Origin of the sequence: Megasphaera sp. MJR8396C (genome assembly GCF_001546855.1) — a bacterium.
GTDB lineage: Bacteria > Bacillota > Negativicutes > Veillonellales > Megasphaeraceae > Megasphaera.
The window spans coordinates 59,813-72,504 of the sequence record NZ_KQ958179.1 but is presented as its reverse complement, the minus strand read 5'-3'; the positions used below and the strand labels follow the sequence as shown (position 1 = coordinate 72,504).

Below are 12,692 nucleotides of genomic sequence, written 5' to 3'. Positions count from 1 at the left end.
GATATGTACTAAAAAACGTGTATAATTGATTATGTACGAGCAGGTGATCTTATGAGAATCATATCGGGTAGTGCCAGAGGGCGAATTTTGAAGTCGCCGAAAGGAATGCTGACCCGGCCGACCTTAGACCGCACGCGGGAAAGTCTTTTTAATATGCTTGAAAGCAGAGGCAGTCTGGCCGGGGCAAGGGTTCTCGATATCTTTGCGGGTACAGGTGCCTTGGGATTAGAAGCCTTGAGCCGCGGTGCAGATTCGGCTGTATTCATCGACCATTATACGCAGGCCCTCATTCGCCAGAATGCGTCGCTCTGCGGGTTTGGTGAACGCGCTGAAGTACTGCGTCTCCCGTCGGCAAAAGCTTTGGCACGGCTGCAAGGGCGGCAGTTTGATTACATCTTTGCCGACCCGCCGTATAACAAAAATTTGGTGAACGATACAATTGTTTTGATAGGTCAATACGATTTGTTGGCTCCTGGTGGATTGATTCTGATGGAATACAGCCGGAATGAAGGTATAACGGAGAACACATTGTATGAGGTCATCAGAGAAAAATCCTATGGAAATGACACGCGGATTGCTTTTATCCGTCGTCGCCAGGAAGGAGTTTGAAAGAAGTGCGAATCGGTATTTGTCCGGGCAGTTTTGATCCTGTTACCAATGGACACATTGATATTTTTGAACGGGGGAGCAAATTAGTCGATAAACTTATCGTTGCTGTTTTTGAAAATCCCGTAAAGAAGCCGTTGTTTACGATGGCTGAACGAGAAGAGATGCTGAGAGAAACGACGAGACATATTCCCAATATTGAAGTCGTCAGCTTTCACGGCCTTCTCAACGAATACGCCATCGACCATGGTGCGACCGTCATTATTCGCGGCCTCCGGGCCCTGAGCGATTTTGAATATGAATTCCAGCGGGCCCTGCTCATGAAAAAAGTAGAGCCGCGCATCGAAACGGTATTCATCATGACGAGTACCAAATATTCTTATATCAGCTCGACGGGCATCCGCGAACTGGCCTGCTTTGGCGGCAAGCTCGATGATATGGTTCCCGATTACGTTGAAAAGAAACTAAAAGTGAAGTTTGCAGACAAGTACAATGCTTAGGAGTGGAGACTACATGAATTCGGATAAACTGTTAGAAGATTTGGAAAGCTTAGTAATGAACGCTTCAAAAGTTCCCTTTACCAACAAAAAAATGGTAGAAGAAGAAGAAATCCTTCAGATCATCGACGATTTGAAAGAATCCATGCCGGCTGAATTGGAACAATCCAAGAAGATTTTGGCCGAAAGAGACAAGGTCATTGCCGATGCCCAGCATCACGCTGACGGCATGGTAGCCCAGGCGAAAGATTATATCGCCAAACTGACCGAAGAAAGTGAACTGGTACGGCAGGCTCAGGAACGTGCCAACCAGGTTATCCAAACGGCCAATGACTCGTCGGAACAGCTGAAAAACAGCTCCATTACCTATGCCGGCGACGTCCTCAAATACGTTGAATCGACATTGGAAAAGACCTTATCCAGCATTCAGCAGAATCGCGAAAGCCTGCTGAAGAACAATGGACATCAGGATACGCCGGATCAGCAGTAATGATGGCTTATGAGGTCCTGTCGCTCGTGCGGCAGGGCCTTTTTTTCCATGTTGATGACAGGAGGTATTATGAACGAAATTGTATCCCGCGATAACCAGTGGGTGAAGATGGCCTGTTCCTTGAAGCAGAAAAAAGGACGCCAGGCCCATCAACGCGTCTTTGTCGAAGGCCTGCGGGTCATTGGCGATGCCGCTGTCATGGGCATTCCCGATGCCATTTGCTTCGTGTCGCCGAAGGGACGAGACCTTGCCGGCTTTGACGAAGTATATGCCCGAGGCCTTGAATTAGGCTGGACTTTTTACGCCGTTACCGACAGCGTCTACGATAAATTGAAGGATACCAAGACCCCTCAGGGACTGGCTGCCATGCTGCCCTTTTTCGCCTATACGTTTGACGCCCTGCCGGCCATTGATCCGGAAAAGGCCGTCCTCTATCTGCGCTCCGTCCAGGATCCGGGCAATCTAGGGACCATCCTGCGAACGGCTGCCGCGGCCAACGTCGGCGCAGTCCTCCTCAGTGAAGGCTGTGTCGATGTCTACAACGATAAGACCGTCCGCAGCGCCATGGGGGCGATTTTCAAAGTGCCCGTCGTCCAGGATGTGACCGATGAACAGCTCGACCAATTCTGCAGCGATGAGGATCGAAACATCTATGGGACGGCCGCTGAAGGGAGCGTATCCTATGTCGATGCCGATTACAACCGGCCGGTTATTTTAGCCTTTGGCAATGAAGGAAACGGTCTGCCCGATGAATTTTTGGAATGCTGTGACGACGTACTGACCATTCCCATGCGGCCCGATACGGAATCGCTCAATTTATCCATGGCCGTCGGCATCGTCCTGTATAAGGCCTGGGAAAAAAATGGTTTTCACGTATAGTCTGGAGGCGTAATGATGGAAGAAAATAAGGACACCCTTGATCTCGGTTTTGCAAAACTCGATTTACAGCGTCAGCAGCGCTGCGGTTTTCCGGAAGTTGTCTATTGTGCAGGAAAGACGACGGATCAGTCGGTCAAGATTTTAGAGATTTTGATGGAAAAATATGACAATGTCATCGGCACGCGGGCTTCTAAAGAAATTTTTGACATCTTGTCGGCTAAATTTCCGGCTGCCCAATACGACGAACTGGCCAAGATGGTCTATCAGCACAAGGATAAGACGATCATTAACGGCGATCGGCTGATTTCGGTCATTACGGCCGGCACCAGCGATATTCCCGTCGCCGAAGAAGCGGCGCTTACGGCTGAAATCATGGGTAACAGAGTCGAACGGATCTACGACGTCGGCGTCGCCGGCATCCACCGCTTGCTCGCTCGCGTCGACGATATCCGCAAGGCCAACGTCAACATCGTCGTCGCCGGTATGGAAGGAGCCCTGGCCAGCGTCGTCGGCGGCCTGGTAGACAAGCCGGTCATCGCCGTACCGACCAGTATCGGCTACGGTGCCAATTTCCACGGCCTCTCGGCCCTTTTGGCCATGCTCAACAGCTGTGCTGCCGGCATATCCGTCGTCAACATCGACAATGGCTTCGGTGCCGGAAGATTGGCCGATACGATGAACAGCCTGAGGTGATCCGATGGAAACTTTATGGCAGTTAGAAGCCAATATCGACGATATGAACCCCCAGAATATGGAGTACGTCTTTTCGCGGATTCTCGATAAAGGGGCCAATGACGTCTGGGCCATGCCGATGATGATGAAAAAAGGACGGATGGCGTCGATGCTCTGCGTCCTCTGCCGGAGAGAACTCCTCGACGATATGATGGAAATCATCGTCAAGGAGACGACGTCCATCGGCGTTCGCTTCTTTCCCGTGAGTCGCATGGCCTGCGACCGGGTCATCACGACCGTTTGTATTGACGGTCGAGAGCTTCACTGCAAAGTTTGCCGTTACGGCGGACAGATCGTCAATATTTCCGCCGAATACGATGACTGTAGGAAGGCGGCAGAAGCGACGGGGATTCCGTTAAAAGAATGGCAGCGAAAGGTGAAGGAAGCGGCATACCGCCAATTTACGGAATAGTCCCGGGGAGGATATTGTCAAAATACGATTGTCCGTGTATAATAGTCATTAAGCCGATGTGCAGTGCATCCTGAAAGGACAGGGAGCGTAAAAGATGAATAGAGTCATTATTAATGCCGATGATTTCGGTATCCATACGGAAGTTAACCATGCCATTATCGAGGCTTGTGAGCAGGGCGTTCTGACCAGTACGTCCTTATTGCCGACGGGACCCGCCTTTGAGGAAGCCGTCTCGCTGGCTCGGACTTGTCCCGGCCTGGGTATCGGTATCCACTTATGCCTCGTCGGGTCGCTGCCCACCGTTTTGTCCCCGCAGGAAGTACCTACCTTGGTGACTGACAGTGGACGGGTCCCCGACAGTTATCCGGAAGTCATTAAACGGGCCTGCCAGGGGCATCTCGATTACGGCCAGGTATATCGGGAACTCGATGCCCAGATGGAAAAAATCATGGCCACGGGCCTTCCCATCGACCATGTCGACAGCCATCAGCACCTGCACGTCCTGCCGCAGATCTGGAACATCGTTCAGTCGCTGATGATGAAGTACGGCATCCATCGGGTGCGCATTCCGCGAGAAGCGTATTCGTACAAACTGTTTTCGGCCAATCCCGTGCGCATCGCCGGCCGTGACGGCCTGACCTTCTTGTCCCAGAAGGCTATGGATGCCGTGAAGCGCCTTCATTTTACGACGACGGATTTCTTTTGGGGCATGGTCGATGGCGGCAACATGAACGAAGGAAACCTGAAGTACCTCATCGACCGGCTGCCCTTCGGCGTTCATGAAATCATGATGCATCCGGGACGCAGTACAGCCGTTCTCAGCCAGAGCTTTTCCTGGGAGTATCATTGGCAGGATGAATTTCAGGCTCTCATGTCGCCGGCCATTCGCCGTCAACTCGAAAAAAGAGAGATTCAACTCATTACCTACGGCGATCTGCCGTAAGGCCCGGGAGGACTTGTCTTGCATATTTTAGTTACGGGAGGTGCCGGCTTCATCGGGTCCCGCCTGGTCAAAGCCCTGCTTGAAGAAGGTCATGAGGTCACGGTCTTGGATAACCTTTCTAAAGGGACCTTTGCGCAGCTGCCCGACGAAGTCCGCTGTATCGACGGCGACATTGCCGATGAACAGGCCGTCGCAGCTGTCTTTGCCGAAACGCCTTTCGATATCGTCTTTCATGAAGCGCCGCAGCGGCGGCTTTCCGAGTCAAACGACTTTTCGGAAGACGATGTCAGAGAGAGCCTTAAGGGACTCCGGACGGTCCTCGACCAGTGCTGTCGCTGCGGGGTAAAAAAATTCATCTTTTCCTCGTCTGCTGCCGTCTATGGCGAACCGGTCCGCATTCCGGTCCGCGAAGAAGATGACCTTCGTCCCATCACCTTTGAGGGACAGGCGAAAGCGGCTGCTGAAGACTGTGTCCGCCAGTATCATGAACAGCACGGCCTGCCATATGTCATTTTGCGCTATGCCAATGTATATGGCGAAGGAGAAGAGGACAGCGTCGTCAGCCGCTTTACCCGTGCTGTCGTTTACGGCGAAGATGCGGCCATCTTTGGCGACGGAGAACAGTCTCGTGATTTCATTTACGTTGGCGACGTCGTCCGGGCCAATCTGGCGGCCATGGCCGATGAAATCCTGGCTGAAACGTATAATATCGGCACGCAGATGGAGACGACGATCAATGCGCTAAAAGTCATTTTACTGTATTTTACGCATGCCGGTATTTCTATCTCTTATGAAGATGCACGCCAGGGTGACATATCCCGCTCGGCACTGCATATTGAAAAGGCCGAGAAAGGACTCCACTGGCGTCCCAAGATGAACCTGATGCCCGGCCTCATGGCGATGTATCAATATTTTTGCGAAAGGGAAGAAGCCAAGTGAAAGACGATAAGGAGCACAAATTTTACTTAGTCCGCGAAGATATTTTGCCTGAAGCGATCAAGAAGACCATCAAGGTCAAAGAAATCCTCAAGCGCCATCAGACGCGGACGATCAATGAAGCCGTCCAGATGATGGATTTGAGCCGCAGTGCGTACTATAAATATAAGGATTACGTTTCTCCTTTTTATGACGTTACGCAGGGCAAAATCGTCACCTTGTCGGTCATGATCTTTGACCGTCCCGGCGAATTGTCGCAGGTCCTCAATACAGTGGCTGCCAACAATGGGAGTATCCTGACCATCAATCAGGGCATTCCCCTTCAGGGTATGGCGGCAGTCAGCTTATCCATTGAGACCAAGGATATGACCGTATCGGTCGAGGATTTGATGAAGACGTTGGAAAAACTGTCCGGTGTCAGCAAAGTAAATATTATCGGACAAGCGTAAGTAAATAAAAGAGGGGGTAGGCCCATGAAAAGCGTTTCTATTGCTCTGTTAGGCTGCGGTACTGTCGGGAAAGGCGTCGTCGATTTACTGACGATGAACGGTCCGCTCATTGAAGAACAGCTCGATACCAAAATCAATATCAAGCGTATCCTTATCCGTGATTTGAACAAGTATGAAAAGATGGAAGGCCTGCCCGATTCCATTCGACTGACGACCGATTTTAGCGACATCATCAACGACGATGACATCGAAATCGTCGTCGAAGTCATGGGCAGCGCCGACTTTGCCAAAGACTGCATTGAACAGTGCTTCCGGCGCGGCAAAAGCGTTATCAGCGCCAATAAAGACCTCATCGCCGACTATGGGATTCCCTTGTTGACCTTATCCTATGAGCATGACGTCGACTTCCAGTTTGAAGCCAGCGTCGCCGGTGGTATCCCCATCGTTCGTCCCATGTATTCGTCGCTTAACAGCAACCGCATCGAAGAAATCATTGGCATCATGAACGGGACGACCAATTTTATCTTATCGAATATGACGGCCCATGGTTCGTCGTATGAAGAAGTCTTGAAAGAAGCCCAGGAAAAAGGCTACGCCGAAGCCGATCCGACGAATGACGTCAGCGGCTATGATGCGGCTCGTAAGATTGCCATCCTGGCAACCTTAGGCTTCCATTCAGCCGTTACCTTTGACGACGTTGCCGTCGAAGGCATTCAAAATATCTCCAAGGAAGATATTGAACACGCGACAGAAATGGGATACGTTATTAAGCTTTTGGCCATTGCTCGCCAGGCGGACGACGGTATTTCCCTCAACGTCCATCCGGCCTTCATTCGGGAAGACCATCCCCTGGCCCACGTCGACGGTGCCTATAATGCCGTCTGCGTCCGCGGCAATGGCGTCGGCAACGTCATGTTCTACGGTCCGGGCGCAGGTTCTCTTCCGACGGCCAGCGCTGTCGTCAGTGACGTCATGAACGTCATCCTCCACCGCAACCTGAAGATGACCGGTAAGCGCGGCTATGTATGGCACGAAGCGAAATTGAAGCCCCAGGCGGAAATTTGCTCGCCCTACTACCTGCGGATGATTGTCAACAATGCGCCGGGCGTCTTGTCGTCGGTATCGAAGGTTCTGGCTGAACACAATATCAGTATCCGCTCTCTGATTCAAAAGGATGAAACGACAGAAATTGCGGAAATCGTCATCCTTATCGACAAATCCGCCGATGGTCTGGTCCAGGCATCGCTCCAGAAAATCGAAGAATTGTCGTGCGTCCGCAAAATTGAAAATGCCATTCGTGTAATTGAGGTGTAAGATATGACAAAAACATTGCATGCACAGATTCCTGCAACATCCGCTAACGTCGGCTCCGGTTTTGATGCCGTCGGTATTGCTCTAACCTTGTACAATGACATTTATTTTACGGAAGAACCGGGCAAGGACACGATTACCGTGGAAATCGAAGGCCTCGGAGCCAACAAACTGCCCAAGGTTTTTGACGAAAATATGGTCGGCCAGGCGATGAAAGCCGTTGCCGTCAAAAAACGCCAGGCCCTTCCCAAGGGTGGCACCTTGAAACTGGTCAATGCCATTCCGCCGGCCCGCGGCCTCGGAAGCAGCTCGGCAGCTCTTGTCGGCGGCATCCTCCTCGGTGACGCCTTGACGGGAAGCACTATGAGCCGCGACGAAATGTTGTCCCTGGCAACGGTCCTCGAAGGCCATCCGGACAATGTGGCCCCTGCCATTTACGGTGGTTTGGCCGTTTCTGTCATGGTCGACGGCAAGACTTTGACCAATTCGATTCCCCTTGACGATGAACTCTCTTTCGTGACCGTCAGTCCGGAAATCGAAATCTCGACGGAAGAAGCGCGAAAGGCACTGCCTAAGACCATCGATTATCAAAACGCCGTCTTTAACGTCAGCCGCGTCAGCTTCCTGGTATCGTCGCTGTTTACCAAACAGTACGATCGCATCGCCTATGGCCTTCAGGATAAGCTCCACGTGCCATACCGGCTGAGCCTCATCCCCAGCGGTGACTTAGTCTTGAAGAAGGCTGTAGAAGCCGGTGCCCTCGGAGCTACGATCAGCGGATCCGGTTCGACGCTCATCGCCTTTGCTACGGGAAATGAAGCGGCCATCATGGAAGCCATGATCAACTGCTTTAACGACCACGGCATTGAAGCAACGGGCCACGTTTTAAAATGCAGTAATGAAGGAGCGAAGCTCATCTGATGATTCAAGATATCGGAGATCATACGTATCATGTTGAATACCGTCCGGTGCCTTTGGCACGGGATGGTATTCTCTTGTCTTATCGCGGTCGGGAGGTCCTGGTAAAGCTGACCGGCGAAAAATCTTTCACCTATCCGACTTATGGTGATTACGATGGCCTGGAGGCCAATCGGTTCCGTTGGCTCTTTGCCGAAGATAGTCAGCAGTTTTATCTGGCTGACGAAGCCTTGCCGGAAAAAGACGGATTTTCTTACGTCAATATTAACTTTATGCGGGGAGCTTCACCGCGTCACCTGGCCTTTGCCGGCATCGTCGGCCTGTCCTTATCCGTTTGGTACGGCAACCACCGCTTTTGTGGTCACTGCGGCCGTCCGATGAAACACAGCGACACAGAGCGTATGGTCCATTGCGATGCTTGCCATACTATGATCTATCCGCGCATCTGCCCGGCTGTCATCGTAGCCGTCCGCTATGGCGATAAACTCCTGGTTTCAAAATACGCAGGCAGGGAATATAAGAATGTCGCCCTATTGGCCGGATTTGCCGAAGTCGGCGAGTCTATCGAAGATACGGTCCATCGCGAAGTCATGGAAGAAGTAGGCATCAAGGTCAAGAACCTGACCTTCTATAAGAGTCAGCCCTGGTGCTTTACCGATACCCTGCTCCTGGGATTTTTCTGTGACCTTGACGGTGATGATACGCTGAAAGTCGATCACCGGGAACTGGCAACTGCCGATTGGATCGACCGACAGGATATTCCCGATGACTTAGAAAAAGCCAGCCTTACGATGGAAATGATGACCCTCTTTAAAAAGGGGATATATTGATCAAAAAAAACCTTGGATGACGAATAAACCGATCATCCAAGGTTTTCTTATAGAAATGTAAAAGGGACTGAAAACAATGTTTTCAGCCCCTTTTTTTGTACCCGTAAAGACTTTTATTTTCTCTTGGGTATTTTTTTTCTGTTAGGCTCTTTCTCAACAGCTCTATCAGTTTCTGGGAAAAGGTCCGAATCATCTTTCGTGAAAAAATCCGAATCGTCTTCCATAAAAGACTTTATATTGATATCCTCATCGTTGTCTTGGGAGAGGTCAGGATGCTCTGATAAATACAGAATTTGGGCTTCGAATATCTTTATCTCTTTAGAAATCTCTAATATTTGAATTTTTTTATCGATAATTTGTTGGCTCAATTTGTCTACTTGATCTTCGTCGTTTGATTTCTTGGCCATTTTTTTTGATAACTCAAGTTTTTCCATTTCTAGAGAGAAGATCTCTTGCTGTAATCTTGCACTTTCAATAGATTTTTCCAGTAGAGCGGGATTTTTCCACGCCTCGGTAGCGGACTCTTCGCCGCTTACTGGATCTCCCAGAATATGTCCAGACTTTTTGGCGTTTTTAGAATACTCTTGGATTGACTCCGCGAAAACCATATATTTCTTTCCATCGATGCGTCCGAGAAGTTTTTTTTCACGGATTTTCTTTTTTACCGTATATTGGCTGATTCCCAGCAAATCAGCAGCTTCGGCTACGGTATATTCTTTCTTTTCATCGGAGAAATTGTCACCAGTTTTTAAAGAAGCTCTTTCCATGATGTTTCCTATAGTCTTAGCTGCTTCTTCCGTTGCGGCTGCCATTCCTGCGGCTGTGGCAGCCTCAGTCGGTTCCGTAAGTGTATCCGTAGTCTCCGTCGAGTTTTTTTGGGCTTCGGCTGTTTTCGTCTCAGATTCTCCTGAGTTATCAGTTTCCGTCGAGACCATAGCTTCCGTTACTGCCCCTGCAATTAAGGCCAGTGGAAGGGATCCGGTAGCTCCCGCTGCAATGATTCCTGCTGCCCGCAAAGCTGTCAATATGGGTAATGGCATAAAATCACCTCCTCTGTCTTTTGTCATTATTTTAACATATAACGATTTTATAATCAATGGCAGGGTAATATGAAGAAAATAAAAATATATTGCATTTGCTATTGCATTAGCAACAGATAACTGATATAATGATAATGTAATATGAAACATGATCTTTTTGTTCTCTTAAAATGGAAGGGAGATCTGTGGATGGCGAAAAAAGCAGTGTTGGATGAAGCACAGCATATTCGAGCAATGTTAAAGAAAATTTTTAAGCAGTATCGAAGGATGAATGCATCGATTCGGCGGGCGTTGGCTGAAATCGGGATTACCGTTGTTGAAGGCAGAAAGCATTACAAGCTTTACTATAACAACGATGATCGGTATTGCTTCCCTTTGCCGAAAACGCCAAGCGGATCGAGGACCGGGGCCAACGCTGTATCTCGGATTTATAATTCTTTGATTTTGCCCCAATTTGTATAAGGAGTAAGAGTTTTTCAAGAGGAGGATTATCATGATGAACAACCAGAAATTTTATAAAGAAGTCGGGATTCCTGTAGCTAAAAAGGGGTATCCGGCTTCGGTCGGTTCTTGGCCTTTGATGGCTGTGAAGAACAGTGGGGCCACCGGAGCTCTTTTCGGGGCTGGCATGGAGGCCGTGTCCTCGGTGACTGATGTCATGGACGGTAAAAAGGATGTGGTCGATGCGGCGGTAGATATTGCCGGCGCCGGTGTTAAGGGCGGTGTGATCGGGGCCGTTTCGGCCGTTGCTGGCAATGCCGCTGCTGGGGCCCTGGCTGCAACGACGGTTGGTACTGCTGTTGTGGCGGCTCCGGTTATCATTGGCTTTACGGCGGCCTGTGCTGTGGCTGGGGCCGTCAGTGATATCTTCGATGAGATTTTTGACTAGCCGTCTGCCGTACGATTTAGGATTGTGTCGGTGTAGACCCAATAAAGCCGACTTCAAGATGGATTGCTGATTAATTGAAAAAGAGGCTGTAACGAAATGCGAGTTCAAAACGCTTTCGTTACAGCCTCTTTTTATGAGCTAAAACTTAGATATCAAAGGGATTTTCCGTAGGATAGAGCATGCCTTTAGGTTGGTTGAAGGCGATGTCTTCGATGCCCAGGTACTGGAAGATGGAGAAGAGGACTTTCCCAATGTGAGCAAAGGCGACGGCGCCGTGATGCGGATACTGCTTGGCGATGAGGACGTGGCGGTAGAAGCGGCCCATTTCGGGGATGGCAAAGATGCCGATGCCGCCGAAGGACTGGGTTGCAGCCGGCAGGACTTCACCTTGAGCGATGTAGGCCCGCAGCTGTCCGCCGGCCGTGCTCTGGAGGCGGAAGAAGGTGATCGGGCTTTCGGCAATGTCGCCTTCGAGGGTGCCGCGGGTAATGTCCGGCGTGCCGCCGTCTTCTAAGAGACGGTTCTGGATGAGCTGATATTTTACGCCGCCCTTTTTCAATTTGCACAGCGGGGTGTTGCCGCAGTGGAAGCCCATGAAGGTATCTTTCTGCGTATAGTTCGTCGGCGGTTTGATATCCGATTCGTAGAGATCACGGGGGACGGAGTTGTTAATGTCGAGCAGGGTGACTGTATCGCCGCTGGCGCACATGCCGATGTATTCGCTGACGGCGCCGTAGATGTCGACTTCACAGGCGACGGGGATGCCGCGGGATACGAGGCGGCTGTTGACGTAGCACGGTTCAAAGCCGAACTGGGACGGGAAGGCCGGCCAGCATTTATTGGCAAAGGCTACGTACTGACGGGAACCCTTGTGGGCTTCGGCCCAGTCGAGAAGGGTCAGTTCATACTGTGCCATGCGGGGCAGGAGGTCCGGCCAGGGGTTGCCGTCTTTGCCGAGTTCTTCGGTCATATCGGCGACGACGTCAGCAATACGCGGATCATCTTTATGAGCCTGGTACGATACGAGAAGGTCGAGTTCGGAATTTTCTTCGATTTCAATCCCTAAGTCGTAGAGCGGCTTGATCGGTGCGTTGCAGGCAAAGAAGTCCTGAGGACGGGGACCGAAGGTGATGATTTTTAACTGGCTGAGGCCGATGAGGGTACGGGCCATGGGCTGGAAGTCGGCAATCATTTTTGCGACTTCTTCAGCCGTTCCTACAGGATACGAAGGAATATAGGCTTTTAATTTACGAAGGCCTAAATTGTAGGAACAGTTGAGCATGCCACAGTAAGCGTCGCCACGGCCGTTGATGAGGTTCTTGCCCGTTTCTTCGGCAGCAGCAGCGTACATGACCGGGCCATCGAAGTATTTGGCGACTAAGGTTTCCGGCGTTTCAGGGCCGAAGTTGCCTAAGAAAACGACGAGGGCGTTACAGCCGGCAGCTTTGGCTTCTTCAACGGCTTTGAGCATATCCGTTTCATTTTCTACGACCGTCGGTACTTCATAGAGGTCGCCATATTGTTTCGTGTAGGCATCGACGATAGCCTGACGACGGTTCTGTGATAAAGAAATAATAAAGCAGTCACGGCTGACAGAAATAATACCGCATTTCACTTCAGGAATATTCATAATAAGGTCTCCTTTCCCATGTAAGGGATACTTATAAATTTTTGAGTGCCTAGGCACATTTCGTTAAGGGAATGATAGCACGCTTGTCAAATTTCTGTCAATACATAGTTTGACATTTTTTTACGAAAGA

Annotated in this window: 16 protein-coding genes; 14 read left to right on the top strand and 2 right to left on the bottom strand. The window is 50.3% G+C overall.

All coding sequences use genetic code 11. The features are described 5' to 3' along the window. Positions 1-87 precede the first annotated feature (87 nt). From rsmD to nudC, 12 genes are all read left to right on the top strand, one after another. On the top strand, positions 88-609 hold the full coding sequence (gene rsmD, locus HMPREF3201_RS05755) for a 16S rRNA (guanine(966)-N(2))-methyltransferase RsmD (RefSeq protein WP_231726831.1): 522 nt from the start codon (positions 88-90) through the stop codon (positions 607-609). A 5-nt stretch (positions 610-614) separates the two neighbouring features. After that, positions 615-1,106, top strand: coding sequence for a pantetheine-phosphate adenylyltransferase (coaD, locus tag HMPREF3201_RS05750; protein WP_062412183.1), 492 nt, complete (start codon positions 615-617; stop codon positions 1,104-1,106). A gap of 13 nt (positions 1,107-1,119) precedes the next feature. Continuing rightward, a complete protein-coding gene (locus HMPREF3201_RS05745) occupies positions 1,120-1,593 on the top strand; it encodes an ATP synthase subunit B family protein (RefSeq protein WP_044503240.1) in 474 nt (157 codons plus the stop codon). 69 nt (positions 1,594-1,662) lie between these two features. Next, positions 1,663-2,472: a TrmH family RNA methyltransferase gene (locus HMPREF3201_RS11765; RefSeq protein WP_062412159.1), complete on the top strand. Its 810-nt coding sequence runs from the start codon at positions 1,663-1,665 to the stop codon at positions 2,470-2,472. Between the two features lie 15 nt (positions 2,473-2,487). Beyond that, positions 2,488-3,165 (top strand): nickel pincer cofactor biosynthesis protein LarB, encoded by a 678-nt coding sequence (gene larB, locus HMPREF3201_RS11760; RefSeq protein ID WP_062412158.1) that lies wholly within the window; start codon positions 2,488-2,490, stop codon positions 3,163-3,165. A gap of 4 nt (positions 3,166-3,169) precedes the next feature. Continuing rightward, positions 3,170-3,616: a nickel pincer cofactor biosynthesis protein LarC2 gene (gene larC, locus HMPREF3201_RS05730; protein WP_062412157.1), complete on the top strand. Its 447-nt coding sequence runs from the start codon at positions 3,170-3,172 to the stop codon at positions 3,614-3,616. 94 nt (positions 3,617-3,710) lie between these two features. Further along, positions 3,711-4,559, top strand: coding sequence for a ChbG/HpnK family deacetylase (locus tag HMPREF3201_RS05725; protein WP_062412156.1), 849 nt, complete (start codon positions 3,711-3,713; stop codon positions 4,557-4,559). Positions 4,560-4,577: 18 nt separating this feature from the next. Continuing rightward, the gene (locus HMPREF3201_RS05720; protein WP_062412155.1) at positions 4,578-5,498 is read left to right on the top strand and encodes an SDR family NAD(P)-dependent oxidoreductase; all 921 of its coding nucleotides are present in this window, start codon (positions 4,578-4,580) and stop codon (positions 5,496-5,498) included. Further along, positions 5,495-5,944: an ACT domain-containing protein gene (locus HMPREF3201_RS05715; RefSeq protein WP_044503234.1), complete on the top strand. Its 450-nt coding sequence runs from the start codon at positions 5,495-5,497 to the stop codon at positions 5,942-5,944. Before HMPREF3201_RS05720 ends, HMPREF3201_RS05715 begins: the two co-directional genes overlap by 4 nt. A 24-nt stretch (positions 5,945-5,968) precedes the next feature. Next, the gene (locus HMPREF3201_RS05710) at positions 5,969-7,258 is read left to right on the top strand and encodes a homoserine dehydrogenase (RefSeq protein ID WP_062412154.1); all 1,290 of its coding nucleotides are present in this window, start codon (positions 5,969-5,971) and stop codon (positions 7,256-7,258) included. 3 nt (positions 7,259-7,261) lie between these two features. Continuing rightward, positions 7,262-8,176, top strand: coding sequence for a homoserine kinase (gene thrB / locus HMPREF3201_RS05705; protein WP_062412153.1), 915 nt, complete (start codon positions 7,262-7,264; stop codon positions 8,174-8,176). After that, positions 8,176-9,003, top strand: coding sequence for an NAD(+) diphosphatase (gene nudC, locus HMPREF3201_RS05700; protein WP_062412152.1), 828 nt, complete (start codon positions 8,176-8,178; stop codon positions 9,001-9,003). The genes thrB and nudC overlap by 1 nt, the downstream gene beginning before the upstream one ends. Positions 9,004-9,116: 113 nt before the next feature. On the opposite strand, the gene HMPREF3201_RS05695 is transcribed toward nudC, so the two are convergent. Continuing rightward, the gene (locus tag HMPREF3201_RS05695) at positions 9,117-10,193 is read right to left on the bottom strand and encodes a helix-turn-helix domain-containing protein (protein WP_082709402.1); all 1,077 of its coding nucleotides are present in this window, start codon (positions 10,191-10,193) and stop codon (positions 9,117-9,119) included. Positions 10,194-10,232: 39 nt separating this feature from the next. Here HMPREF3201_RS05695 and HMPREF3201_RS05690 point away from each other — a divergent pair, with 39 nt between their 5' ends. Together HMPREF3201_RS05690 and HMPREF3201_RS05685 are read left to right on the top strand one after the other, a co-directional pair. Continuing rightward, complete coding sequence (locus HMPREF3201_RS05690) at positions 10,233-10,505, top strand: hypothetical protein (RefSeq protein ID WP_062412150.1); 273 nt, start codon at positions 10,233-10,235, stop codon at positions 10,503-10,505. 31 nt (positions 10,506-10,536) lie between these two features. Continuing rightward, positions 10,537-10,932 (top strand): hypothetical protein, encoded by a 396-nt coding sequence (locus tag HMPREF3201_RS05685; protein ID WP_062412149.1) that lies wholly within the window; start codon positions 10,537-10,539, stop codon positions 10,930-10,932. Positions 10,933-11,077: 145 nt separating this feature from the next. Here HMPREF3201_RS05685 and HMPREF3201_RS05680 read toward each other — a convergent pair whose 3' ends face one another. Then, entirely contained in the window at positions 11,078-12,562 is a 1,485-nt protein-coding gene (locus HMPREF3201_RS05680; RefSeq protein ID WP_062412148.1) for an L-fucose/L-arabinose isomerase family protein, read from the bottom strand. Positions 12,563-12,692 lie beyond the last annotated feature (130 nt).